General features: G+C 72.8%; 24 protein-coding genes. 11 read left to right on the forward strand and 13 right to left on the reverse strand.

The window, feature by feature from the left end:
- Positions 1-113: 113 nt before the first annotated feature.
- On the forward strand, positions 114-533 hold the full coding sequence (locus tag EKD16_RS12315) for an ankyrin repeat domain-containing protein (protein ID WP_131098510.1): 420 nt from the start codon (positions 114-116) through the stop codon (positions 531-533).
- A 3-nt stretch (positions 534-536) separates the two neighbouring features.
- Entirely contained in the window at positions 537-1,484 is a 948-nt protein-coding gene (locus EKD16_RS12320; protein ID WP_131098511.1) for a hypothetical protein, read from the forward strand.
- 41 nt (positions 1,485-1,525) lie between these two features.
- Here the strand turns inward: EKD16_RS12320 and EKD16_RS12325 are convergent, their stop codons facing one another.
- From EKD16_RS12325 to EKD16_RS12360, 8 genes are all read right to left on the reverse strand, one after another.
- Positions 1,526-2,020 (reverse strand): NUDIX domain-containing protein, encoded by a 495-nt coding sequence (locus tag EKD16_RS12325; RefSeq protein ID WP_131098512.1) that lies wholly within the window; start codon positions 2,018-2,020, stop codon positions 1,526-1,528.
- A 197-nt stretch (positions 2,021-2,217) separates the two neighbouring features.
- The gene (locus EKD16_RS12330) at positions 2,218-3,645 is read right to left on the reverse strand and encodes an amino acid permease (RefSeq protein ID WP_131102451.1); all 1,428 of its coding nucleotides are present in this window, start codon (positions 3,643-3,645) and stop codon (positions 2,218-2,220) included.
- Positions 3,646-3,804: 159 nt separating this feature from the next.
- Positions 3,805-3,930, reverse strand: a complete 126-nt coding sequence (locus tag EKD16_RS26100) for a PhoD-like phosphatase N-terminal domain-containing protein (protein WP_242676936.1) — start codon at positions 3,928-3,930, stop codon at positions 3,805-3,807.
- Positions 3,931-4,462: 532 nt separating this feature from the next.
- Positions 4,463-5,113, reverse strand: coding sequence for an HAD-IA family hydrolase (locus tag EKD16_RS12340; RefSeq protein WP_207391557.1), 651 nt, complete (start codon positions 5,111-5,113; stop codon positions 4,463-4,465).
- Between the two features lie 110 nt (positions 5,114-5,223).
- Positions 5,224-6,009, reverse strand: coding sequence for an alpha/beta fold hydrolase (locus EKD16_RS12345; RefSeq protein ID WP_131098515.1), 786 nt, complete (start codon positions 6,007-6,009; stop codon positions 5,224-5,226).
- 61 nt (positions 6,010-6,070) lie between these two features.
- Positions 6,071-6,874 (reverse strand): exodeoxyribonuclease III, encoded by an 804-nt coding sequence (locus EKD16_RS12350; protein WP_242676937.1) that lies wholly within the window; start codon positions 6,872-6,874, stop codon positions 6,071-6,073.
- 45 nt (positions 6,875-6,919) lie between these two features.
- Positions 6,920-7,933: a tyrosine-type recombinase/integrase gene (locus EKD16_RS12355; RefSeq protein ID WP_242676938.1), complete on the reverse strand. Its 1,014-nt coding sequence runs from the start codon at positions 7,931-7,933 to the stop codon at positions 6,920-6,922.
- A 124-nt stretch (positions 7,934-8,057) separates the two neighbouring features.
- Entirely contained in the window at positions 8,058-8,822 is a 765-nt protein-coding gene (locus EKD16_RS12360) for an SDR family NAD(P)-dependent oxidoreductase (protein ID WP_131098516.1), read from the reverse strand.
- Positions 8,823-8,878: 56 nt separating this feature from the next.
- On the opposite strand from EKD16_RS12360, the gene EKD16_RS12365 reads away from it, so the two are divergent.
- Entirely contained in the window at positions 8,879-9,235 is a 357-nt protein-coding gene (locus EKD16_RS12365) for an ArsR/SmtB family transcription factor (protein ID WP_131098517.1), read from the forward strand.
- Between the two features lie 116 nt (positions 9,236-9,351).
- Positions 9,352-10,146 carry a hypothetical protein gene (locus tag EKD16_RS12370; RefSeq protein ID WP_131098518.1) on the forward strand — a complete coding sequence of 265 codons (795 nt, stop codon included), beginning with the start codon at positions 9,352-9,354 and terminating at the stop codon, positions 10,144-10,146.
- A gap of 68 nt (positions 10,147-10,214) precedes the next feature.
- Here the strand turns inward: EKD16_RS12370 and EKD16_RS12375 are convergent, their stop codons facing one another.
- Entirely contained in the window at positions 10,215-11,561 is a 1,347-nt protein-coding gene (locus EKD16_RS12375; protein WP_242676939.1) for a DUF418 domain-containing protein, read from the reverse strand.
- A gap of 1,494 nt (positions 11,562-13,055) precedes the next feature.
- On the reverse strand, positions 13,056-14,810 hold the full coding sequence (locus EKD16_RS12380; RefSeq protein ID WP_131098520.1) for a thiamine pyrophosphate-requiring protein: 1,755 nt from the start codon (positions 14,808-14,810) through the stop codon (positions 13,056-13,058).
- A 552-nt stretch (positions 14,811-15,362) separates the two neighbouring features.
- On the opposite strand from EKD16_RS12380, the gene EKD16_RS12385 reads away from it, so the two are divergent.
- Positions 15,363-15,728, forward strand: coding sequence for a DUF4180 domain-containing protein (locus tag EKD16_RS12385; protein WP_242676940.1), 366 nt, complete (start codon positions 15,363-15,365; stop codon positions 15,726-15,728).
- 95 nt (positions 15,729-15,823) lie between these two features.
- Here the strand turns inward: EKD16_RS12385 and EKD16_RS26365 are convergent, their stop codons facing one another.
- Positions 15,824-16,408: a TetR/AcrR family transcriptional regulator gene (locus tag EKD16_RS26365; RefSeq protein WP_131098521.1), complete on the reverse strand. Its 585-nt coding sequence runs from the start codon at positions 16,406-16,408 to the stop codon at positions 15,824-15,826.
- A 92-nt stretch (positions 16,409-16,500) separates the two neighbouring features.
- Between EKD16_RS26365 and EKD16_RS12395 the strand changes: the two genes are divergently transcribed.
- The 4 genes from EKD16_RS12395 to EKD16_RS12410 all read left to right on the forward strand — a co-directional run bounded on the left by EKD16_RS12395 (position 16,501) and on the right by EKD16_RS12410 (position 19,093).
- Positions 16,501-16,917 carry a VOC family protein gene (locus EKD16_RS12395; RefSeq protein WP_242676941.1) on the forward strand — a complete coding sequence of 139 codons (417 nt, stop codon included), beginning with the start codon at positions 16,501-16,503 and terminating at the stop codon, positions 16,915-16,917.
- 88 nt (positions 16,918-17,005) lie between these two features.
- Positions 17,006-17,713: an SRPBCC family protein gene (locus EKD16_RS12400; RefSeq protein WP_242676942.1), complete on the forward strand. Its 708-nt coding sequence runs from the start codon at positions 17,006-17,008 to the stop codon at positions 17,711-17,713.
- Positions 17,710-18,402 (forward strand): DUF4166 domain-containing protein, encoded by a 693-nt coding sequence (locus EKD16_RS12405; protein WP_131098522.1) that lies wholly within the window; start codon positions 17,710-17,712, stop codon positions 18,400-18,402. The genes EKD16_RS12400 and EKD16_RS12405 overlap by 4 nt, the downstream gene beginning before the upstream one ends.
- 7 nt (positions 18,403-18,409) lie before the next feature.
- Positions 18,410-19,093, forward strand: a complete 684-nt coding sequence (locus EKD16_RS12410; protein WP_131098523.1) for a TetR family transcriptional regulator — start codon at positions 18,410-18,412, stop codon at positions 19,091-19,093.
- 39 nt (positions 19,094-19,132) lie between these two features.
- Here the strand turns inward: EKD16_RS12410 and EKD16_RS12415 are convergent, their stop codons facing one another.
- Positions 19,133-20,065 (reverse strand): ribonuclease Z, encoded by a 933-nt coding sequence (locus EKD16_RS12415; protein ID WP_131098524.1) that lies wholly within the window; start codon positions 20,063-20,065, stop codon positions 19,133-19,135.
- A 347-nt stretch (positions 20,066-20,412) separates the two neighbouring features.
- On the opposite strand from EKD16_RS12415, the gene EKD16_RS12420 reads away from it, so the two are divergent.
- On the forward strand, positions 20,413-21,759 hold the full coding sequence (locus tag EKD16_RS12420; protein ID WP_131098525.1) for a dicarboxylate/amino acid:cation symporter: 1,347 nt from the start codon (positions 20,413-20,415) through the stop codon (positions 21,757-21,759).
- Positions 21,760-21,971: 212 nt separating this feature from the next.
- Here the strand turns inward: EKD16_RS12420 and EKD16_RS12425 are convergent, their stop codons facing one another.
- Entirely contained in the window at positions 21,972-22,163 is a 192-nt protein-coding gene (locus EKD16_RS12425) for a hypothetical protein (RefSeq protein ID WP_131098526.1), read from the reverse strand.
- A gap of 315 nt (positions 22,164-22,478) precedes the next feature.
- Here EKD16_RS12425 and EKD16_RS12430 point away from each other — a divergent pair, with 315 nt between their 5' ends.
- A complete protein-coding gene (locus EKD16_RS12430) occupies positions 22,479-22,928 on the forward strand; it encodes a VOC family protein (RefSeq protein ID WP_131098527.1) in 450 nt (149 codons plus the stop codon).
- The last annotated feature ends 364 nt before the right edge of the window (positions 22,929-23,292 follow it).

Below are 23,292 nucleotides of genomic sequence, written 5' to 3' on the forward strand. Positions count from 1 at the left end.
GGAGGAGCCCACCCGCCGGCCAGGCGGGCGGCTACCTCCAAGCCCGGCCCTTCAGGGCCCTTCAGGCCGGGTTAAGCTGACCAACTCGACGAAGGACTAACTAGTCTGGAGGCGTGAGCAACGCAGAACCCGCCGACGCCTCCGGACCCGACCCCGACGTCATCGAACTGGCGAGTCGCGTCTTCGACCTCGCCCGCCGCGGCGAGACCGACCTGCTGACCGCCTACCTCGACGCCGGAGTCCCGGTGAACCTCACCAACGACAAAGGCGACACCCTCGTCATGCTCGCCGCCTACCACGGGCACGCCCGCACCACGGCCCTGCTGTGCGAACGCGGCGCCGAGGTCGACCGCCTCAACGACCGCGGGCAGTCACCCCTGGCCGGTGCGGTCTTCAAAGGCGAAGACGAGGTCGTCGACGTCCTCGTCGACCACGGCGCCGATCCGGGCGCCGGAACCCCCTCGGCGCTGGAGGCGGCCCGCATGTTCGAAAAGGAGCACTACCTGCAGCGGTTCTCCACCGACCGGCCCTGAGCGGTGACCTCCTCCGAGCGGCGCCTCCGGCCGGTCATCGACCCCGACCTCGCGGCCGAGGAGCGCGACCTACTGGCCGCCCACCCCGGCGTGCTCGTCCCCGCCACGGCACCGGCGCCCGCCCCCACCCGCGACGCCCAACCCTCCGATCGCCGGCGCATCCCGATCGTCCTCGGCCTGCTCGCCGCCCTGGTGGGGATCGCGGTACTCACCCGCTCGCCCGTGCTCATCCTCGGCTGTCTGCTACTGCTCGCGATGGCCCCGGCCGGCCTGTCCGGCGCCCTGCGCCCCGCCGCCCGCGAGCACCCGGCCGCCCGCGCGGCACGCCTGCGCCACGGCCGCTACCTGCTGGCCGCCGACTTCGACGAACCCTGCCGGGCGCTGCTGGCGCGCGCCCAGCAGGCCGCTGATGACGCCACCGCCTCGACCGAGGAACTCGCCGATACCGGCCGCATCGAGGCACGCGAGAACACCGTCGTGCTGCCCCGCCAGCTGTGGGACATCGCAACCACCCTGCGCAGCATCACCGACCTGGGCGACCGAGCCCGCATCGTCGACCCCGCCCTGGCCGAGGAGGTCGCCGACCTGCTGGCCGAGCGCCGCGCCGCCGTGGAGACCGCCCGCGGCGCCATCGAGGCGCGCGTCGCAGCCCTGGAGCGCTACGCCGCCGGGATCGCCGCGGCCGCACGGCACCAGCGGCGCCTGGACGAACTGCGCCGACTGCTGCACGAGCAGGAGGACTACCGCGACCTGCTGGCCGCCACCGCAGCCGACGAACACGCCGCGGCCGACATCGACCGCCTGGCCGAGCGCGCCGGCCTGGCCGAAGAGGACCTGGCCGCCGCCCTGCAGGCGGCCCTGCGCGAAGCCGATCTGCTGTCCTCCGGCTCATCGCCGCCGGATCCGCCCCAGGCCACCGAGAACCCGGAGGACCCGGAGAACCCCGCCTGAGCGGCCGACCCGGGGCGCGGCCGCCGCGCACACCCGGCACGTCAGCCCGGCAGAACCGGGCCGCCGTTCTCCAGATAGCAGGTGCGCCCCTTGCCCGCGGCGGCCACCGCGGCCTCCACCCGGCGGTGCACGCGGGCGTCGAGCAGCTCCGCCAGCTCCTGCGGACGGGCAAGCACCGCATCGCCGAGCTCGTCGGCCGGCAGTCGCACCCGAGCGAAGTCGGACACGGTGAGTGTGCCGGAGAACACGAACACGGTCGCCGGGCGGTGGTTCGGAGACAGCTCGGGCGGCACCCAGTCCACGCCCACAAGCTCGGCGAGCTCCGGGGTGAACCCCAGTTCCTCGGCGCACTCGCGGCGGCACGCCGCCAGCGGGGACTCTCCCTCCTCGATCACCCCGCCGGGCAGCGACCATCCCGGCTTGTAGGTGGGCTTGACCAGCAGCAGCCGCTCGTCGGCGGTGCGCAGCAGCGCGGCGGCCGCCCCGCGGGTGCGGGGCAGGCCCTCGAAGAATGCGCGTTCGGACTCGGCGACCACACCCCGAGGCTACGACCGGGACCGCAACCGCCCTCCAGCGGGCCCCGCGGCCGCCCGTCCGGACACCCCGCCCGCAACCGGCCCACAGGATCGACTTCCTCCCCCGGCTGAAGCCGTGGGCTGCGCCGCTAGAAGGATCAGATCACGTGATCACGCCGCAGGCCGTCGAGCCGCCGCCGGCGGCCGAAGGCGCGGACTCACCGCCCCGGGGCCGAACCGCCTCCGGACGCGTCCCCCGAAGAGTGCTCACCCTCTGCCTCCGCAGCCCCGCCGGAGTCGGCCTGCGCCGCCGAGGTCCCCAACGGCACCCGGCTCACCGGTCGGCGGCCCAAACGCCGGCGCAGCTCGTAGGCCACGAGCACCGCGGCCACCGCGGCCAGCGTCGCCGCCAGTGGCAGCCGCTGGTCGGGCAGCAGCGCCATCGCCCCCAGGATGGCGACCAGTCCCGCCAGAGTCGTCCAGCTCAGGTAGGGAAAGCCCCACATCCGAAACCGCAGCGACTCCGGCTCGTTCCGGCGCAGCCGGCGCCCCAGCACCAGCTGCGAGACCACGATCGTCACGAACAGCACCAGCAGGATCGCCCCGATGGAGGCCACCAGAAACGCGAACACCGTCTCGGGCCACAGGTAGTTGCCGATCACCGAGGCGTAGCCCACCACCGTGCCCAGCAGGATCGCCCGCGTCGGCACACCGCGCCGTCCAACCGCCGACAGCGCCCGCGGCGCGTCGCCCTGGCGGGTCAGCACGTGCAGCATCCGCGACGAGGTGTAGAGCGCCGCGTTGAGCACGCTGAGCACCGCCACGAACACCACCGCCTCCATGATCAGCGGCGCTCCGGGCACCCCCAACCGCTCCATCACCGCCACGAAGGGGCTGCGCAGCAGTTCGGCGGTGTCCCACGGCAGTACCGCCACCACCACCAGGATCGAGGCGACGTAGAACAGCGCGATACGCCAGAGCACGTTCGTGGTGGCCCGCGCCACGCCCCGCTCGGGCTCGTCGCTCTCCCCGGCGGCGATCGTCACGATCTCCACCCCGCCGAAGGAGAACAGCACGACCACCGTCGCCGCCAGGACCGCCCCCCACCCGTTGGGCGCGAAACCGCCGTGGACCCAGAGGTTTTCCACACTCGCCCCCGTGCCGCCGGGCCACAGGCCCAGCGCGAACAGCCCGCCGAGCACCAGGAACGCGACGATCGTGGCGACCTTGATCAGCGAGAAGACGGTCTCCGTCTCTCCGAACATGCGCACCGAGATCAGGTTCGCCCCGGTCATCACCAGCAGCAGGACCAGCGCCAGCAGCCATCCCGGTAGCGGCACCCACGCTCCGAGGATGGCCGCCCCCGCCACCGACTCCGCCGCCACCAGCACGCTGTACATCCACCAGTACAGCCAGCCGATGCAGAACCCGGCACGCGGCCCCAGCGCCATGCGCGCGTAGTCGGAGAACGACCCGGCCGAGGGCCGGGCCACCACCATCTCGCCCAGCGCCCGCAGCGTCAGCAGCACCAGCGCACCCGCCAGCGCATACGACAGCACCGCGGCCGGTCCGGCGGTGTTGATCACCGCGCCCGAGCCGATGAACAGCCCGGCGCCCACCGAGCCGCCGATGGCGATCATCGCCATGTGCCGGCGCCGCAGCGAATGCGCCAACCCCGATGTGGCGGAAGAGGTCGCAGAAGAGGTTCGGTCCCAGGTCACGGCCATCGAGACTATCGGTCGCGCAGTACTCGCCACGCCGGACCGGGGCGCCTCCCTCTGCCGGGGAGGCGCCCCGGTCCGGCGCTATGCGGCGGCCGCGACGATGCCGCACGTGTGCCGACAGCCGCCGTGGCCGTCCTCCGCCAGTGGCTCGGGCGCCAGGCGGGTCCACAGCACGAAACCGTCGGGCAGCGGGTCACCCGAGGCCACGCCCAGCGTGAACGACTCGCGGATGCGCCCGTGTCCGCGACCGCGGTCGCGGACACGGGCACGGGCGGGGGCCGCCCCCAGGGTTCCGGCGCCCAGGGCCGCGGCGCCGAGCGTGGCGGTGCCGGCCGCGAGCGCACCACGACGGGTGGGCGCCGCGGCGGTGGGGGAGGGGAGGGGTCTGTCAGCGGGGGTCTTCTCACCGGCGGGGATGCGGGGGATGCGGGGGATCGGGGTCGTCCGACATGCACGGTCTCCTCGGCGTCGCTCGGGGGCCGCCCTCGACGGGAGTCGGGGCGGGCGGACCGTGCTCTATGACGACATAAGGGGCATGAAACCCCAACCAGCACAGAATGAACGTTCGGATTCAGCGAGTGGCGGTTAGCACGCCAGGTCATCGCCCGACTGGGCCTTGCATCCGACTCGGCGCGTTAGAAATCTACGATGTAAAGCCCATCGTTTGTGTCAAGAACAAACCCTAGAACCGAAAAACGAGCGACTACGCCGCACTCATCACCAAGACCCCACCAAGCGCTCAGGCTCGGATATGCACCGTGACCGGTGGCTCGGGCGCGGGATCACACTCGATGCTGCCCAAGTCGGCGATCACCACTTCGGCGGCGTCCTGCAGTTCGGCTGCCGTGGCAGTCGTGGTCAGCGCCACGGCACGGGCGCCCGCGGCACGAGCGGAGGCCAGGCCGGCGGGGGCGTCCTCGAAGACGAGGCAGTCGGCGGGGTCGGCCCCCAGCCGGCGGGCGGCGAGCAGGTAGGGCTCGGGGGCGGGTTTGCCGGTGGTGACGTCGTCGGCGGTGATCAGCAGCGGCGGGTCGATGCCGACGGCTTTGACGCGAGCCTCGGCCAGGGGGCGGGTGCAGGAGGTGACGATGGCCCAGGCCTCGTCTGGCAGGCTGGCGAGCACTTCCCGGGTGCCGGGCAGGACGCGCAGGTCGGGTGCGCGGTCGATCTCCAGCTGTTCGAGGCGCAGGGTTGCGGCGGCGACCTCGTCGGCGGGTAGCAGCTCCGCGGCGATCTGGCGAGCCGGTATCCCGTGCCCGATGACCTGCTCGAAGCGGTCGCGGTCGATGCCGTACTCGCCGATCCACTGGGCCCAGCTCGCCTCGATGGCGGGGCCGGAGTCGACGAGAGTGCCGTCCATGTCGAACAGGAGCGCCTGTGCAGAGATCATCACGCAGGCGAGTCTAGGCAGCGCTGCGCGGCGTGCGGGCGCCGGCCGGATGTGGGCCCGCCCACTCCCGGTCCTGCGCCGCGGCTTCGCGGACGGTGCCGGGGCACCGCTCAGGGCGCGGGGTCCTGATGGGTGGGGTCCTCCAGCATGGGTGTGGCGCCGGGACGCCGCGGGGGAGGCTGCGGCCGGCGCAGGGAGGCGACGTCGGCGGCGTCGGCGATGATGCGGGTCACGTTTTCGGGCTGGTCGAGGCTGACCAGGTGGCCGGCGCGGGGGATGTTGAGCAGGCGCGCGTCGGCGCAGGCGTCGAGAAACCGCTTCTCGTGGATGCGGAAGTGGTCGCGTGAGCCGTTGATGAGCCAGACGGGTCCGTCGTAGGCGCTGAGGGCGCCGAGGACGTCCATGTCGGCGACGGCGTCGATGACGGCGTGCGCGGCTTCCATGGCCAGGCCCCCGTCGAGGACGGCCTCGGCGCCGTCGCCGCGCAGGGTCAGGCGGTGGAAGCGTTCGTTGACGGCTTGGCCCTTGTCGGGGAGGCGGTCGAGGAGGGCGGTGGGGATCCGGTAGACCTGCGCGAGGGTCTGGGCCGGGCGGGCGGTGCAGCCGGCGGCGACGAGTCCGGCGACGCGGTGGGGGTAGGCGGCGGCGGTGGCGATGGAGACGAAGCCGCCGAGGCTGAGTCCGGCGACGAGGGCGCGGTCGCCGAGGTCGTCGATGGCGCCGAGGACGGCTTCGACGGCGCCGCCGAGGGAGAAGGGTTCGCCGCGGCGGCTGCCGTGGCCGGGGAGGTCGCAGGCGGTGACGCGGCGGCCTTGCTGGGTGAGTTGGTCGATCTGGGGCCGCCACATGCTTCCGGAGAAGCGGAGGCCGTGGACCAGGACGATCGGCAGGCTCATGGGTGGCCCTTCACCTGGGTGGGGCGCTGCTGGGGTGGGCGCGCGGTCATCGGGTGGGTGGTCATGGGGTGTAGGTGACGGTGACGGGTGCGTGGTCGGACCAGCGCTGGTCGTAGGTGGGGGCGCGTTCGACGTGGGCTTTTTCGGCGCGCTGGGCGAGGTGGGGGGTGGCGAGGTGGTAGTCGATGCGCCAGCCGGTGTCGTTGTCGAAGGCGCGGCCGCGGTAGGACCACCAGCTGTAGGGGCCGTGGGTGTCGGGGTGGAGGGCGCGGACGACGTCGGTGCAGCCGGTGTCGGTGATGAGGCGGGTGAGCCAGTCGCGTTCGTGGTCGAGGAAGCCGGAGTGGTTGCGGTTGTTGCGCCAGTTTTTGAGGTCGGCGGGGTGGTGGGCGATGTTGAGGTCTCCGCAGAGGAGGAGGTGGCGGCCGCGGTCGGCGGCTTCGTGGGCGCGGTGGGCGAGGTAGGGGAGGAAGGCGTCCATGAAGCGGTGCTTGGTGTCTTGGCGGGGGGTTCCGACGTCGCCGGAGGGGAGGTAGAGGCTGGCGACGGTGAGGTCGCCGATGTCGGCTTCGAGGTAGCGGCCGGCGTTGTCGAATTCGGGGGTGTCGAAGCCGATGCGGTGGGTGTGGGGCGGGGTGCGGGTGTAGATGGCCACGCCGGCGCGTCCGGGGTCGTCGTCTGCGGGGGCGAGCAGCAGGTGGTAGCGGGGGTGGCGGGTGAGGGTGGTGGGGAGCTGCTCGTGGCGTGCGCGGGTTTCCTGCAGGCAGATGATGTCGGCTTCGGTGGTGTCGAGCCAGGTGAGGAAGCCTTTGCGGGCTGCGGCGCGCAGGCCGTTGACGTTGACGGTGGAGATCGTCGTGGACACGACGGCAAGGGTAGCCAATCGGGTGGTGGGTTGGGTGTGGGCGGGTCAGCCGGTGGTGGGCGGGGGTGTGTCGGTGAGGTCGCGCAGGGCGGTGTAGGTGCGGTTGGAGCGGGCGGCGTCGCGTTGGGCGGCGGCGGTGGTGTCGATGTAGGTCTGGCTGGAGGTGATGGCGGCGTGGCCGAGGAGGTGCATGATCTCGGTGACGGAGGCGCCGTCTTCGGCGAGGCGGGTGGCGAAGGTGTGGCGGAGGGCGTGGACGAGGGTGCCGCGGGCGACGCGGTCGTGGATGCCGGCGTGTTTGTAGCACTGGCGGACGAGGTATTGGAGGCCGCCGCGGCGGAGGGGTTGGTTGCGGTTGTCGACGAGGAGGGCGTCGGTGCTGGTGGGGGTGTGGTTGAAGCGGGTGGTTCGGGTGGCGAGGTAGGTGTCGATGAGGGCTTCGAGCGGGGGTTCGATCGGGAGGGATCGGGTGGTGTCGCCTTTGCCGTGGACGCGGATGCGGCGTTCGCCGGGGCGGCCGCCGAGGGAGTCGATGGTGAGGTCGAGCATTTCGGTGGAGCGCAGGCCGGTGAGGAGGGCGAGGGCGAGGACGGCGAAGTCGCGTTCGGGCCAGGGGTCGCGGGCGCGGCGGCAGCCGTTGGCGAGGGCGGTGAGGAGTTTTTCGGGGGTGTCTTCGCCGATGAGGGGTTTGGGTTGGTGGGGTTTGGTGCGGGGGCGGGAGACGGCGGGCATGGGGTTGCCGTCGGTGAGGTTGTGGGCGACGAGGAAGCCGAAGAAGCCGTTCCAGGTGGACCAGGCGCGGGTGACGCTGGTGGGGGCGCGGTCGGTGGCGAATGCGGCGAAGGCGTGGCGGAGGAGGGTGGGGGTGAGGTCGGCGATGTGGAGTTGGTCGGGTCGGCAGCGTTCGGTGTGGGCGATGTGGTCGAGGAGGGTGTGTAGGTCGCGGCGGTAGGCGGCGAGGGTGTGGGGGGAGGGTTTCTGGGGTTGGCGGTAGGTGAGGTATTCGCTGATGGCGTCGGTGACGCGCATGGTGGGAGCGGTGGGCTCGGTGGTTTCCATGGTGGTAAGCATTGCCGATGGGGTGGGGTTTCCACACGTGCGTGGTGTGTCGTCGGGCGGTGTGGCGCTGGCTGCCGGGGGAGTGGGGCGGGCTGGATCGGTGGCCGTGTGCTCGTCGGGTCGGTCAGGTGAGTTCGAGGCCGCCGTCGATGGTGAGGACCTGGCCGGTGAGCCAGGTGTGGGCGGGGTCGGCGAGGTGGGTGATCCAGGCGGCGACTTCGTCCGGTTCGCCGCGGCGGCCGAGGGGGACGCGGTCGGCTTCGGCTTGCTGCATGCCGGTGATGGTGTCGGGGTCGAGTCCGGCGGCGGCGAGGGCGTTGCTGCGGGTGGGTCCGGGGGCCAGGGCGTTGACGCGGATGTTGCGGGGGGCGAGTTCGAGGGCCCAGGTGCGGGTGAGGGATTCGAGGGCGGCTTTGGAGGCTGCGTAGTGGGCGCCGCCGGGTAGGGGGCGGTGGCCGTAGGTGGAGGAGATGTTGACGATGGTGCCCTGGTGCTGGGTGAGGGGGTCCAGGGCGGCGGCGGTGAGCAGGCTGGGCGCGGTGACGTTGAGGGCGAAGAGGTCGTCGACGGTGTCGCGGCGGGTGTCGTCGAGGGCCATGACGGCGGTGGCGCCGGCGTTGTTGACGAGGATGTCGAGTCGGCCGTGGGTGTTGAGGGCGGCGTCGACGGCGGCGGTGGGGGCGTGGTTGTCGCGCAGGTCGGCGGGGTGGGTGGTGATGGCGGGGTGGGTGCGTGCGGTTTCGGCGAGTCGTTCGGGGTTGCGGGCGACGCCGATGACGTGGGCGCCGGCGTGGGCGAGTGCGGTGGCGGCGGCGCGGCCGATGCCGGAGGAGGCGCCGGTGACGAGGGCGACGCGTCCGGTGAGGGGTGTGGTGGTCGGGGTGGTCATGGCGCAACCTCAATCATTCGATGTTTGACGAACATCGAACAATGTATCATGGGGTCATGAAGCACGCCCATCACCCCGAACCCGAGGACATCTCCCTGGTCGAGGTGATGTCGGCCCTCGGCGACCCGCTGCGCCTGGGTCTGGTGCGCCTACTGGCCGACGGGCGCGAACGCGGTTGGGGCCAGCTCGACGCCCCGGTGGCCAAGTCCACGCTCAGTCACCATCTGCGCGCCCTGCGCGACGCCGGCATCACCCGCACCCGCCAGGAGGGCACCCGCTGCTTCGTCACCTTGCGCCGCGACGACCTCGACGCGTGCTTTCCCGGCCTGATGAAGGCCGTACTGGAGTCCGCCGAGGCCCACGACGCGGGCGCCGGGGTCGCGTTGCGCTCGGATCGCGACGCCCCGGTTTGAGCGGGGAGTCCGGCCTCCGAGGGGGTGTTCGGCAGCAGGTGGGGGTGTTGGCGCAGGTCGGCCCGTAGGCCACCCACTACTGTCGGTGCCGAAGGCTGCGAAGGAAAGGTGTCGCTGTGGTCGTTCCGATGGTGGCGGCTCTGCACGGCGAACTCGAGCCGTTCGCCGGAAGTCGTCCCGACGTCGCCGAGCGCGACGCCTTCTCCCTGTTCTACGACCGCTCCTCGGCGATGATCTGGCTCCAGGAGGCGGTGCCCGACGCCTATCCCGGCCTGTGGGCCATGAACGACGCCGGCCAGGACGGCGAGGCCGACATCGGCCGCGGGGCCACCCGGAGGCTGTGGTTCCAGGTACACCTGACCGGGTCGCTGGAAGACGACCGCCCGCTGCCGCTGCAGCCGTTCCTGTCCTGCATCGGCGACGTGGCGGAACGGCTCGGTACGCTCGAGGTGCACGCGCTGCAGCTCCTGGTGCCCGTGCACGAGCGCGTCGCCACCCGACGCGAGGTTCCCAGACACAGCGCCGGTGCCGTGGGCGGGCTGATCGAGGCCGCGGGCTGGTTCGGCGACGGCGATCCGGGCCTGGCCCGGCGGGTCCAGGTGACGATCGACACCGGCCAGGACCCCGCCGTCGTCTCCGCGGCGCCCGGTCTACCGGCGTGGATGCGCCGGTGGAAGCAGTCCTTCTTCGTCTGCGATCCCGCATCCGACGAGGGCGACGCCGCCGCGGACCTGTCGCCGCAGATCCCCGACCACTTCTGGCAAGGACCCCGCTACCACCGCACAAGCCTCTACGGAACGCTGGGCGAGTGGTCGCCGGAGGCCCTGGGCTGGCTGAGCGCGTTCGCGGCCGAGGCCGCCTGGCAGCAAGGTGTCCGCATCCCGCTGATGATCACCGTTCGCACCCGGTGAGGCTCCTCCCGCGCCCGGGGCGGCACCGCCGCAGGTAGCGCCCCGAACGCGACGACCGCGCCGGATGGTTAGGGGATGCGGGCGGCCACCCATGAGGAGATCTTGTGCAGCGGCCACTCCAGCGGTCCGCGGCCTATCGTCAGCCGCCAGGCCGTGGCGAACACCAGGGCGGCTCCCAGCACCGTCCACGCCAGGTTGTCGGTGGCCCACTGCAGGAACGTGCCCTGCCACAGGTCGTTCTCGGCCACCCAGATCAGCAGCACATGGCCCACGTAGACGGTCAGCGCGAGCGCGCCCACGGCCGCCAGCGGGTAGCCCGCCCGGCGCAGGCCGGGCTCGGCCAGCAGGCACATGCCCAGCACCGCAATGGCCGCGCCGCCGGCCCCGGCGAGTTCCAGCGGTGTGCCGCTGTGCGGCAGGGCGGTCAGCAGCCACACCCAGTCGTTGGTGGGGACCGATCCGTTGAACCCCTCGGCCATGGCCGCAGCAGTGCTGGTGTAGCCGCCGTGCTCGGCCATCGCGCTCGCGCTGAAGGTGGCCTCCAACCGGTCGCGGCCGCCCATCGCGTTCATCGCCACCCACGACAGCCCGTAGCCCAGCGCCGCCAACCCGGCGCCGACACCCACGAGCCAGGCCCGCACCCGCAGCGAGCGCAGGTCGAGGCGGCCGATGGCCAGGCCCGCCAGGACGAAAGGCAACCAGGTCAGAGCGGGATAGGCGCCGGTCACCAGCAGGTCGACCACGCCGCTGCCCGAGGCCGCCACCAGCGGGTCGTAAGCGTTGATCGCCGCGACGGGCCCGCTGAGCGCTCCCTCACCCTCGATCATGCTGCGCAGCCAGAACGACACCAGCGGTCCGGCCACCGCGAGGACGGCGGCGGTACCGGCGACGACCTTCCATCGTTCGTCGATCAGCGGTACCGCGAGGACGAAGAAGGCGGCGTAGTAGGCCAGGATCACCGAGACGGGGGTGCCCAGCATGGTCAGGGCCACGCCCAGGGGGAGCATGATCAGCCCGCGGATGACCACGCGCCACAGCGCGACTCCCTTGGCGTGGCCGGTGGCCGGGGAGGGGCCGCCGGAGAGCAGCGCGATGGAGACGCCTGCGAGTAGGGCGAAGAGGGCGGCGGCGCGGCCGGAGACGAGGCCGGTCAGCGGGTTGGTGCCGGCTTCGCCTAGGCTCCAGCCCAGTCCCACGTGGACGACGAACATGCCGAGGACGGCCAGGCCGCGGGCGACGTCCACGCCCACGAGGCGATGGCGTGCGGCGTCTGCGGCCGGGGCGGGCGCCGGGCGCTGGGCGGCGGGGGCCTCCGCGGCCGCGGGATCTTCGCCGAGGTCGGCCGCGGGGTCGGGGAGTGGAGGGCCGTCGTCGCGGGCGTCGCCGTGAGGGGGTGTGCTGGTGCTGTTGGACACCCTTGAAGCATCCCCTAGCGCATGGCCGGAATGTAGGGGGTTCGGCGTGGGGTGACCGGTTGTGGCCGATCGGTGCGGTGGTGCGCGGCCGCGGACAACGGATGCGGGGGAGTAGGCGTCTGCGGCGCGCATGAGCCTTCGGCGGCTGGGGCGGGGGTGTGGCCGTTCCGGCGGTGCGCCGGGTTATGGGGAGTGGGGGAGCCGGGCGGTTCACGGGGAGGGGGAAGCGAACGGGCGCGGGCCGGAGCGGGCGGCTGTGGCACGAGGGTGGCCGGTCGCTGCGGGAGGCCATCCGGGAAGGGGCGCCGATCGATCGTATGGCGCGGCGGCCGTTGCAGCCGATCTCCGCAAATGATGCATAACACATTTTATGCATCAAACTTGGCTGAGTCGGGGTGAAAAGGGTGATCGGGGCGGGTTGTGACGCTGCCGGCGACCACACGTCGGTGCACGTAGCCCCGTGGCGACATGCGGGTGCCTCGGGAAACGGAGCTTCACCGCGGCGTGTCGACCGCTCCGGCGCCGTCCCGACGATCCGGATGCCCGAGGATCATCGTTCCGGCGCCGCCCGCGGCGCGTGTTGCGGCTCGTTCGGTGTCCGCGCGATGGCTCACACGCCGGGCGGCTGCATCGGAGTCGGAATTGCGCGGGCCGTACTGTTCCCTACGACGGGAAAAGCCGAAACGCCCGTTGTGTGCCCCTTCTGGCTTGCGCCCGCAATGCGCCGATAATGTACATTATGTAAAGTAATGCCCTTCCGCCGCTCTCTCGCCCCCGCGCCGGCGCCGCCGGACAGCCGGTGCCCGTGGTCCATGCCGACTCCGAACCGGTAGAGGGCTGTCCCACGCCCTTCGCGGGAAAACTCCCAAGGTGAGGGCCGGTTTTTGGGCGTTTTCCCGCGAAGGGCGCCCGAGGAAACGGACACAGCAGACAAATAGGCGCCTGTCTCCTGGCCTACCGATGGCGAAACGAGTGCCGCAGGCCGCGCCTCTCCCCCGTTCTCGCCGCGTGGAAGCAGGCGGTCGCGCGAAGGTCGGTTTCGGGCCCCTCTCCCCTGCCGGATGGCGGACTCAGTCGATGCGGGGGTGCAGGGCCGGGGCGGTCGCGCCGGGAGGACGGTTCTGGAAAGCGCAGGCACCGGTGATGTCGAGCAGGTCCCTGGCGGGCCGGCGGCGGGTCAGGTTGTGGTGGGCGAGCCGGAAGGCGCGGACCTGGTCGGCGCCGACGCGCAGGGGCGGCCCGGGGTCGGGGGGTTGGTGGGGCTCCCTTTTCGCGTGCCGGCGCCTCGGCGGGAGTCGGTTGCGGTCGGGGGCCGATGGTAGGCGGCAGGGGGCGAGCCGCAGGCGTGGGCGTGGCGTCGGTCGGGCGGTCTGGTGCGGGGCGGCACCAGACCACCGGGGGCGGGGCGTGGGATGAGCGGACCTCGGCCGTCGAGGCGGCGGTGTCGGCGGCCGAGGGCGGCGCCCGGCTCGCGGCGGCGGGGACGTCCGGGGCTCAGGCCTTGGGTACGTGTGCGCTGACCACGGCCGACTGTCCGGCGCGGACGGCGTCGACGGCTTCCTTGAGGGTGCCGGCGACCTGGTCGGGGTGGTCGATGGTGCGGGCCCAGGCGCCGCCTGCGGCTGCGGCGATGCCGGGCAGGTCGGCTTCGGGGTCGAAGCCGGTCTGGAAGTCGTCGTGGGTGGCGGCGGCGCCGTCGGGGTGGACGCCGAGGGTGGAGAGTTTGGGGGATTTCCAGCCGCGGTTGTCGAAGATGACGGTGAGGGTGGGGGTGTTGTAGCGGCGGGCGGTCCATTGGGCGGAGGAGGGCACGCCGAACAGGTAGGAGCCGTCGCCGACGAGGCTGACGACGAGGGTGTGGGGGTGGGCGAGTTTGGCGCCGATGGCGGCGCCGGCGTGCCAGCCCAGGGAGCCGCCGCCGGAGCCGATGAGGCTGCCCGGTCGTGTGGCGCGCAGGTGTTCGTTGACGGTGTGGTAGTTGGAGATGGCTTCGGTGAGGACGACGGTGTCGTCGTCGAGGTCGGCGAGCAGGTCGCGGAGTTGGGCGACGAGGGACTGGGGGGTGATGGTGTCGGCGGCGGGTTGCTCGCGGGCGGTGACGGCCTGGCGGTTTTCGTCGTGTTCGGCGGCGAGGCGGGTGCGGCGGGCGTCGACGGTTGCGGGGTCGGCCATCGCGGTGTCGGTGATGTGGGTGCTGAGTTGGTCGAGGGCGGTGCGGGCGTCGGCGCGGGCGAAGGTTTCGGCGGGCACGTGCCACAGGGGCATCTGCTCTTTGAGGGGGTCGGTGTCGATGACGAAGATGCGGGCGTCGGGGCGGGGCGGGTTGCTTTGCGGGATCCAGGGGACGTCGGTGTCGACGGCGAGGATGGCGTCGGCGCGGGCGAGGACGGGGTTGGGTTCCTGGGTGTTCCACTGGTAGCCGGCGTGCAGGGGGTGGTCGGCGGGGAAGTTGAGCCGCATGGGTACCGACTCCAGGACGGGGGCGGCGACGGATTCGGCCAGGCGCTTGAGTTGGGTGACGGCGCGGGGGTCGCGGCCGAGGTAGGAGGTGACGATCAGGGGGTTGTCGGCTTGGGTGAGGGCGCGGGCGATGGTGTCGGTGGTGTGGGGGTCGAGGGCGGCGGGTGCGATGGGGGTGGTGCGTTGGAGGTGGTAGCGGGGGTCGTCGGTGTGTGCGGGGTCGAGGTGTTGCTCCATGACTTCGCGGGCGCCGACGAGGTAGACGGGGCCGGCGGGTTGGCTGGTGGCGATCTGCATGGCGCGGTGGACGAGTTGTTTGACGTTGGCGCCGGTGCGGATCTCGTTGTCGTATTTGGTGTAGCCGCGGACGATGCCGCGTTGGTCGTGGACGTCTTGGATCCACTGGATGAATTCGTTGCGGCTGCCGGTGTGCTCGCCGTATTGGGTGTAGGGCGAGGCGCCGGCGAAGACGAGGACGGGGGTGCGGCCTTTGGCGGCGTTGTGGAGCATGCCGCCGATGTTCTGGGTGCCGCATTCGACGTGGACGATGACGGCTTGGGGGCGGCCGGTGAGTTGGGCGTAGCCCTGGGCTGCGGAGAAGGCGACGCTTTCGTGGGGGCAGATGATCATGCGGGGGAAGCGGTGGGCGTCGCCGGCTGCGCGGGCGTGGGCGTAGGCCTCGACGATGCCGGGGTGGTCGCTGCCGAGGTTGGCGAAGACGTAGTCGACGCCGGTTTCGGTGAGGGCTTCGAGGAAGGCGGTGCTGGTGGTGTAGGGCGTGGTGTCCATGGCGCCTAGTGAAGCATCCCCGGTGGGTGGTGTTTGCGCAGGGTGGGGCGGTGCCCGGGGGGTGGGTTTGCGCGCCACTCCCCTCTTTTGCGGGGGTGCGCCGGGTGTGTAGGCGTCCGGGGGCGGAGTCGGGGCGGGCACGCCGGTGCCGCGGGCACCCGAGAGCGAAGGGGACACCTGGTGTGACCAGGGGGGCGAACCCTCGGGTGCCCGACCGCTAGGACCTTACCGGACCGGGCCTGTGCAGATGTGGGGATCGGTCAACTTCGGATGCTCGGATCGGGCGGGGTGGGGCTTCGGTCGCGCCGTCGTGTGCGCGACTCCGCACTGGGAGGTTCTCTACAATTACGTAAACGAATGCGTTGTGCGTTTGTTTGAGGTAGTTTCAGGAACTAGAAGACGTTCGCGTGTCGCAGGGCGGGTCGGGGTGGATCGGTGCTGCTGCTGGGCAAAGCAGGTGGCCCGGTTTGTCGTGGTGACCCGTGGCTGCGGCGCAGGGCGAGATCGCGCGGGTTGAACGCGGTCCGTCCGTGGAGGTGAGAGGTGAGAGGTGTGGACACCGTGCAGGAGCTGTCCGGCACGCCGGTGCTGGTCTGCGCGCCCGAGGGGGCGCCGTTGGACGGCGAGCGCGCGGCCCTGGATCTGATCGGTGACATGTGGGGCCGCGGCGCCGCGTGGGCGGCGCTGCCGGCGGAGCGGCTGGGGGCGGGCTTTTTCGACCTCGCCAACGGGGTGGCCGGTGGTGTGGTACAGCGCTTGGCCAACTACCGCCTGGGGCTGGCTGTGGTGGGCGCGGTCCCCGTCGAGGCGGGGGCGGGTTCGGCTGCGGCCGCGTTCGTGCGCGAAGCCGACCGGGGCGCCCAGTTGTGGTTCGTGGCCGATCTGGTCGAGCTGGGTCGGCGCCTGGCCCGCGGTTGACGGGCGGTGCCGGGCGGTCGGCGGGCCGTCGCGTCGAGGCGGTCGCGAACGGCGTGGCGCGGTCGGTGGTCTGCGGCTGTGTTCGCGCGCAGGGGTCACTGTGCGGGGTCGGGCACGGTCACCTCGACCACCTCGTCGATGATCTCGGCGAATCCGGGGTCCTGCCAGGCCTCGGGCAGGGTGAGGTGTTCGACGATCAGTCCGCTCATGGCCAGGTAGAGCGCCACGGCGCTGCGGCGGCCGCCGGGGTAGCCCCCCTCGACGTGGAAGGCGATGCTTTGGGTGATGCCGTCGCTGATGGCGGCGGTCAGCGCCTGGCGCACGTCGGGGCGGCGGATGCCTTCCAGGCGCAGTTCCAGCAGGGCGATGTAGCCGGCGCGGTCGCGGCTGACGCGGCCGAAGAGGTCGTGCATGGCGGTGCGCACGGCTTCGCGGGTGGGGGCGGGTGCGCTGAGTTCGTCCATGCGCTCGGGGGTGGGGGCGAGGCGGAGGTGGACGCGGGCGCCGGCCTGGGTGAGGAGGGCGTCGCGGTCGGCGAAGTAGTTGGAGGCGGTTCCGGCGGGTACGGCCGCGGCGGTGTCGACGGCGCGGAAGGTGAGTCCGCGGGCGCCTTGGGCGGCGAGGACGTCGATGGCGGCGTCCAGCAGCGCGCGGCGGCGGGGTTCGTTGGTGCGGGGCATGGTTCGGCCCTCCCTGGAAAACTAGAAAAGACGATGCGTGTAGTACTACGTCCATAGTACTTTGTTTGTCGTTGTTTCGAGGGAGGAGTCCGATGCAGACCAAGAGCATGATCGGCTTTGCGCTGTCGGTGCGGGATCCGGGCGCGTGTGCGGAGTGGTTCGCCGACCACTTCGGGTTCGCGGTCCGGGTCGACATCGGCTGGTTCGTGGACACCGCCTCGCCCGATCTGGCCGGGGTCAGTCTGGACTTCGTGCAGCGTGACCACGAGAGCCTGGCCCCGGCGCTGCGCGGGCAGGCGGTGTCGGGGGCGATGGTGGCTTTCCTGGTGGCCGACGTCGACGCCGAGGCCGCGCGGCTGCGCGCCGAGGGTGTGCAGTTCGCGCTGGAGGTGGTGAGCGAGCCGTGGGGGCAGCGGCGCTGCCAGGTGCTGGGGCCTGAGGGGGTGGTCGTGGAGGTGCTGCAGCTCGTCGAGCCCGATGCGCAGTGGTTGGCCGCCAACGGCCTGTGAGTCCCGGCGCGGCGTCCGGGTATTGAGCGGTCGCTCAATTCGGTCTAGGCTGTTTTTGAGCGACCGCTCAACCATCGGGAGGTCGACTGTGTCCCTGTCCCTCTACATCGAGACCGCGATAGCCGCCGACCTGGAGACGGTGTGGCGACGCACCCGCGACGCCGAGCTGCACCGCCGCTGGGACCTGCGCTTCACCGGGATCGCCGACCTGGACGGCGAGCGCGAGGAGGCCCAGCGCTTCACCTACACCACCCGGCTGCTGCCCGGTGTGGCCCTCACCGGCACCGGCGCCACCACCGCCGAGCGCACCCGAGCCGACGGAACCCGCATCTCCGCGCTGCGGTTCGGCTCGGCGCACGCGCTGAGCCCCATCGCCCACGGCGCCGGCCACTGGCGCTACACCCCCCGCGCCGGCGGCGTGGAGTTCGCGACCGCCTACCACTACCGCACGCGCTGGGGCCGCGCGGGCCGGATGCTCGACGCCGCGCTGCTGGCGCCGCTGATGGGCTGGGCCACCGCCTGGTCCTTCGACCGGCTGCGGCTGTGGTGCGAGCGCGGAGACAGCCCCGAGCGGCTGCGCACCGCGGCGCTGTGCGATGCGGGCGCGCGCGCCGCGGCGGTGGCCGCGGGCCTGGTGTGGCTGCCCGGCTGGGCGGGTGCGGCCGTGGTGGCCGCCGCCCTGCTGCTGCCCCCGCCGCCCATGGTCCCGGCGGCGCGGCGCTGCCGGCGGCGGCCGCGCCCGCGAGGCGGTACCGGCGCTCCCGCCCCGGCTGCGACCGGCGGAGGTGGGCGATGACGACCTCCGCTCCCCCGCTGTTCGTGCGCGCGCTGGGCTCCGACTTCGACCGGCTGCACCCGCGCCTGCAGGAGCGCTTCTCGGTAGGCCTGGCCGGGGGACGGGCCTGCGTCGGGCGCGGCGTCATGCACCGCGTCTGGCACGGCCCCCGCTACCTCGCCCCGTTTCTCGCCGTGGGCGCCCTGCGCAACATCCTCGTGCCCGAGACCGGCGAGAACGTGTTCTTCACAATCGAGAACGTGCCCTACCGCGACGCCTACGGCCGCGAGACCCTCACGTTCGTGCGGACCTTCGCCTTCCCCCGCCGACTGCGGCGCTTCGACGCGACCATGGTCTACAGCCCCCGGCGCGGCGGCATCGTGGACTACCTGGGCACCCACCAGCACCTTGCCACCGACCTGCACCCCCGCGTCGACGACAGCGGCGCCCTGGTGATCGAGTCGGGGCGCCACCGCCTGCGGGAGGGGCCGGTGGACGTGGGGGTGCCCGATGTGCTGGCGGGACGCGCGCTGGTGCGCGAGTCCTACGACGACGCGGCGGGGTGCTTCCGCATCGGCGTGGAGGTGTCCAACCCCCTCGTCGGGCCGCTGTTCGGCTATGAAGGGTGGTTCACCTGCACCTACCCCGAGGCCGCGGCGTATCGGCCGCGTGCGCGGCTGCGGCCGGTGCGCGAGGAGCAGCGGCTATAGTGCGGGCATGGCCCCCCAGACCCGCGCCCGGCTGCTGGCCGGCGCGCTGCAGACGCTGGTGGAGCAGGGTATCGCCGGTGCCTCGGCGCGCTCCATCGCCGCGGCGGCCGGGGTCAACCAGGGGTTGGTCTTCTACCACTTCGGTTCGGTGGACAACCTGCTGGCCGAGGCGTGCCGGTACGGCGCCGAGCAGCGGGTGGCGCGCTACCGCGGCCGCTTCGCCGCCGTGCAGACCATGGGCGAACTGGTGGAGCTGGGCCGTGAGGTCCACGCCGAGGAGCGGGCGGCCGGGCATGTGGCCACGCTGGCCCAGTTGCTGGCCGGCGCCCAGCACCACCCGCGCCTGGCCGAGGCCACCGCCGCCGGGCTGGAGCTGTGGATCGCCGAGCTGGAGCAGGTGCTGGAGCGCATCGTGGAGCGGGGCCCGATGGCCGGGCTCGTCGACGTTGGCGGGTTGGCCCGTTCGGCCGCGGCGGGCTTCGTGGGGCTGGAGCTCTACGAGGGCGCCGATGCCGCGGGTGCCGAGCGGGCACTGGGTGCGTTGGAGCAGCTGGGTGCCGCCGTGGGTGTGGTGGAGGAGATGGGGCCGCTGGCGCGGCGCATGCTGCGCGCGCGGCTGAAGCGCGGTTCCGCCCCCGTTTCGGGCTCGGCCGAGGTCGGCGAGGACGCCGCCTGCGCCCCGCCGGAGTGAGGCTCCGGGTTCGCGGCGCGGTGGCGGAGCGGGCCGGCCTCAGCGGCGCCGCGGCGGCAGTGTGACGCGGTCGAGGTCGGCGGCCACCGTGATGGGACCGGTGAAGCCGGCCGCGGCGGCTTCGGCGGCGAAGCGGGGCGCCTCGGCGGGCTCGTAGCGTTCGGAGAAGTGGGTCAGCACCAGCGCTTTCGCGCCGGCCGCGGCGGCGATCGCCCCGGCTTGCGGGGCGGTGAGGTGACCGTAGGCGGCGGCCAGGGCCGCCTCGGATGCGGTGTAGGTGGCCTCGATGACGAGCAGGTCGGCGCCGCGCGCCAGTTCTTCGGCGGCCGCGCAGGGGGCGGTGTCGAAGACGAAGGCCACGACCTGGCCGCGGCGGGGCCTGGCGCACTCGGCCAGTTCCACCCGGCGGCCGTCGGGGGCGGTGACGTGGCCGCGGGTTTTGAGGCGGCCGGCGTCGGGGCCGGTGATGCCGCGGCGGGCCAGTAGATCGGGCAGCATCGTCCAGCCGTCGGGTTCGGCGAGGCGGTAGCCGTAGCAGGCGATGCTGTGGTCGAGAGCGCGCGCGCTCACCTGCAGGTCCGCGTCGCCGCCGCATGCGGCGGCTTCGCCGCAGAGGGGTTGTGGGCGGATGGCGTCGGTGTCGCCGAAGGCGCTGGCGTGGCGCAGCCGGTCGAAGTAGTGGGCGCCCTGGGCGGGGTAGGCGCAGTAGACGGGGTGGGTGACGCCGTCGCGGGCGATGCGCTGGATGACGCCGGGCAGGCCCAGGCAGTGGTCGCCGTGGAAGTGGGTGATCAGGATGCGGGTGATGTCGTGGGCGGAGACGCCGGCGCGGCGCATCTGCAGCTGGGTGCCTTCGCCGGGGTCGACGAGCACGCCGTGGCCGTCGAAGCGCAGGAAGTAGCCGTTGTGGTTGCGGCGCGGGGTGGGCACCGCGCTGGAGGTGCCCAGGACGACGAGTTCGCGCACGGACATGGGCCTCATCCTGCCAGGGAGGGTCGGTCGGCCGGGGCCGAGCGCGCGCAGCGAAACCTCCGCCGCGAAGAGGGCAAAAGCCGAGGCCGCTTGCCCGCCGACTCCGCCGGCTGGTGCGGCATGGAGATCCGCGGCGCCGGGCCACACGATGGGCTCCTACCGCAGCCGCCACAGGAACGCGCCGCACGGGTGGGGCGACGCCACGGAGCGGACACGCCGCGGTCCACGGCGGGTCACGCATCGGTAGCGATACGCATCGGCGGTGTGGCAGCATCCGCGCGCACGGGAACCAGCTGATCGGGGCGGCAGGGTGCCGTCCCGCCCGAGCGCGAAGGAGCGCGTGAAACATGGCCGATCGCGTGTCGAGACCGTCGCTGTGGCGGCGCTACCTCGACTTCCCCCTCATCTGGAAGCTGGCGGTGGGCCTGGTGGCGGGCGCCGCCGTGGGCCTGATCGTCGGCGAGCCCGCCGCCGCGCTGCAGCCGTTGGGCGACGTGTTCCTGCGGTTGCTGCAGATGCTGGTCATGCCGCTGGTGCTGGTGACCCTCATCGCCGGGGTCTCGGCGATCACCCCGGCCCGGCTGGGCGGCATCGGGCTGAAAGTGCTCGTGTTCTACCTGGTCACCTCGGCGCTGGCGATCACCGTCGGGCTGGTGCTGGCGCTGGCCGTCTCCCCGGGCGCCGGGCTGGCCGCACCCGGCCAGTCCGGTGAGGAGCCCGAACCGGCGCCGCCGGTGGGCGAGACCCTGCTGGGCATCATCCCCGAGAACCCCTTCGCCGCCCTGGCCGAAGGCAACGTGCTGGCGGTGATGTTCGCGGCGATCGCGGCCGGCATCGCGCTGGCGTTCATGCGCAGCAGCTCCGATGAGCGCATCCGCGGCCTGGGCGAGCTGCTGCGCCGCGGTGTGGACGCCGGGGTGGAGCTGGTGTTTCTGATCGTGCGCGGGGTGCTGCAGTATGCCCCCATCGGCGTGTTCGCGCTGATCGCCGCGGTGATGGCCGAGACCGGGGTCGAGGCGCTGCTGCCGCTGGCCAAGCTCACCGGCGTGGTCTACGGCGGGGTGGCCGTGCAGATCGGCGTCTATGTGGGGCTGTTGGCGCTGTTCCGCGTCGGGCTGCGCCGGTTCTTCGGCGCCGCGCGCGATCCTATGGTCATGGCGTTCGCCACCCGCTCCAGCAGCGGCACCCTGCCGGTGTCCACCCGGGCCGCGCGGCGCATGGGCGTCGACGAGGGCGTCTACAGCTTCACGCTGCCGCTGGGGGCGACCGTCAACATGGACGGCACCGCGATCTATGTGGGCGCGGCCACGGTTTTCGTCGCCAACGTCGCCGGGGTCGAGCTGACACTGGCCCAGTTGCTGATGGTGGTGCTGGTGGGGGTGCTGGCCTCGATCGGCACGGCGGGTGTGCCCGGCGCCGGGCTGATCATGCTGTCGCTGGCGGTCTCCCAGGCCGGGCTGCCGTTCGCGCCGGTGGCGCTGGTGGCCGGCATCGACGCGATCCTGGACATGGTGCGCACCATGTGCAACGTGACGGGGGATCTCAGTGCGACCCGCATCATCGCCGGCACCGAGCGCGGCATGGTCCACGAGCCGGATGAGGACGGTCCAGCCGAGTCGGAACCCGGCGCCGGGGCCGATTCCGCGGAGCCGCCGGCGGCCCCTGCGGGCGGGCACCGGCAGCAGCCGTCCTAGGCCGCGCCTCTCCCCCGGGCGTGGCGCAGAGGGGCCGGGCTGTATCGGCGGTGGTCCGGCGAGAGGGCTCTCGGTGCGTCGGTGAACGGGCCCGTTACACCACCGGGCGGTCGGCGGCGCGTGGTGTTCGCGCGCCGCCGACCGCGGGCGGCCGCCGCCCGCGGGCCGAGGAGGGGGCACAGCGCCCCTCGGGCGGCGTTCGGGGAAGGTTCTCAGTCGGACGGGTCGTCGGCGGCGCCGACCGGCACGGCCTTGTCCGGGCAGTCGTCGAGCCGCTCCGTGTCGGTGCGGGCGGCCAGGCGCTCGCGTTCCTCGGTGGGGACGGGGGCGCCCAGCGGCGTCGCCGCCGGGTGCGGCCGGTTGTGCCGGAGCTCGATCGCCATGTCGTGCGCGGTTGCGGGCATGGTGGAAAGCTATCGGGGTCTGCGCAGGTCGCGGGCGCGTTTGGGGGAATCGCTGCCCGTTCGGCGGCGCCGGGACCCGGGGCGGCTGTCCGAATACCGGGGCGCGCTGCGGGATGGTGTGGCTGGGTAGAACCGCAGGGCGGCCGCATGCGGCCGCCCTGCGGTTCTACCCAGCCACACCCGACCTGCTCAGACGGGTGATCGGGCAGCTCAGGGGATGCGCTTGGGGTGTTGCGCCGCCGGGCGCCGCGCGGTAAGCATCGGTCGTCGCCGCAGTGGCGGCGGTTGGACCGAAACACCTGGCTTGGAGGCGGCGTGGCCCTGCACTGGAAACTCGTCATCGACTGTGCCGACGCCAACGCGCTGGCGCGCTTCTGGGCGCGGGCGCTGGGCTATGAGCCCGAGGACAACAGTGTGCTCATCGAGCAGCTGCTGGCCGGCGGCATGATCACCGAGGACCTGCTGGTGGAGTTCGAGGGCCGCCGCGTCTGGCGCGATCTGGCGGCGATCCGCCACCCCGAGGACCCGGTCGATCCCGAGACGGGGATCGGGCTGGGGCGGCGCTGGCTCTTCCAGGCGGTGCCCGAGCCCAAGAGCGTCAAGAACCGGCTGCATGTGGACCTGCACGCGGGTCCCGAGCGGCGCGAGGCCGAGGTGGCGCGGTTGGCGGAGATGGGTGCGGCGGTGTTGCGGCGCGTGGACGAACCCGGCACCGTCCATGTGGTGATGGCCGACCCCGAGGGCAACGAGTTCTGCGTGCAGTGACGTCTTCCTCCGGTAGCGGGTGGGCGGTGAGCGCCGCGGTGCCCGCACGGCGCCGCGGCCCGGAGGCGGCTTCGTTGAACGGGCGGCCCGAAGCTTCGGGCCGCTACCGCCCCGCTCCCCCGCTCGTCGATATGGCGTCGGCCCACCGCGGGGTCGCGGGCTTGGGCGTGCTGGGCCTTGCCGATCCCGCCCGGTCTCCTCCAACGTGCCCCGCCGGTCGCGCCGCGGTGGTATGGCGGGCCCGGGGCGGCGGTGCACCGTGCGCTCGGCGGCGCACAGCGCTTCGCGCGTTCGGGCCTCATTGCCGCGGCTTCTGCGGTGGCCCGCCCCCTCGGGGGCCGGGGGACCTCGCATCAGGGTTCCT

Source organism: Streptomonospora litoralis (assembly GCF_004323735.1).
Taxonomy (GTDB): domain Bacteria; phylum Actinomycetota; class Actinomycetes; order Streptosporangiales; family Streptosporangiaceae; genus Streptomonospora; species Streptomonospora litoralis.

Bases quoted from the DNA above. Each gene is read 5' to 3' on its own strand.
- EKD16_RS12330 (WP_131102451.1), bottom strand. From the start codon at position 3,645: ATGGCGATGATCGCCATCGGCGGCTCGGTGGGCGCCGGGCTGTTCATC.
- EKD16_RS12340 (WP_207391557.1), bottom strand. From the start codon at position 5,113: ATGATCTCTGCACAGGCGCTCCTGTTCGACATGGACGGCACTCTCGTC.
- EKD16_RS12345 (WP_131098515.1), bottom strand. From the start codon at position 6,009: ATGAGCCTGCCGATCGTCCTGGTCCACGGCCTCCGCTTCTCCGGAAGC.
- EKD16_RS12355 (WP_242676938.1), bottom strand. From the start codon at position 7,933: ATGGAAACCACCGAGCCCACCGCTCCCACCATGCGCGTCACCGACGCC.
- EKD16_RS12360 (WP_131098516.1), bottom strand. From the start codon at position 8,822: ATGACCACCCCGACCACCACACCCCTCACCGGACGCGTCGCCCTCGTC.
- EKD16_RS12365 (WP_131098517.1), top strand. From the start codon at position 8,879: ATGAAGCACGCCCATCACCCCGAACCCGAGGACATCTCCCTGGTCGAG.
- EKD16_RS12380 (WP_131098520.1), bottom strand. From the start codon at position 14,810: ATGGACACCACGCCCTACACCACCAGCACCGCCTTCCTCGAAGCCCTC.
- EKD16_RS26365 (WP_131098521.1), bottom strand. From the start codon at position 16,408: ATGCCCCGCACCAACGAACCCCGCCGCCGCGCGCTGCTGGACGCCGCC.
- EKD16_RS12395 (WP_242676941.1), top strand. From the start codon at position 16,501: ATGCAGACCAAGAGCATGATCGGCTTTGCGCTGTCGGTGCGGGATCCG.
- EKD16_RS12405 (WP_131098522.1), top strand. From the start codon at position 17,710: ATGACGACCTCCGCTCCCCCGCTGTTCGTGCGCGCGCTGGGCTCCGAC.
- EKD16_RS12410 (WP_131098523.1), top strand. From the start codon at position 18,410: ATGGCCCCCCAGACCCGCGCCCGGCTGCTGGCCGGCGCGCTGCAGACG.
- EKD16_RS12415 (WP_131098524.1), bottom strand. From the start codon at position 20,065: ATGTCCGTGCGCGAACTCGTCGTCCTGGGCACCTCCAGCGCGGTGCCC.
- EKD16_RS12420 (WP_131098525.1), top strand. From the start codon at position 20,413: ATGGCCGATCGCGTGTCGAGACCGTCGCTGTGGCGGCGCTACCTCGAC.
- EKD16_RS12425 (WP_131098526.1), bottom strand. From the start codon at position 22,163: ATGCCCGCAACCGCGCACGACATGGCGATCGAGCTCCGGCACAACCGG.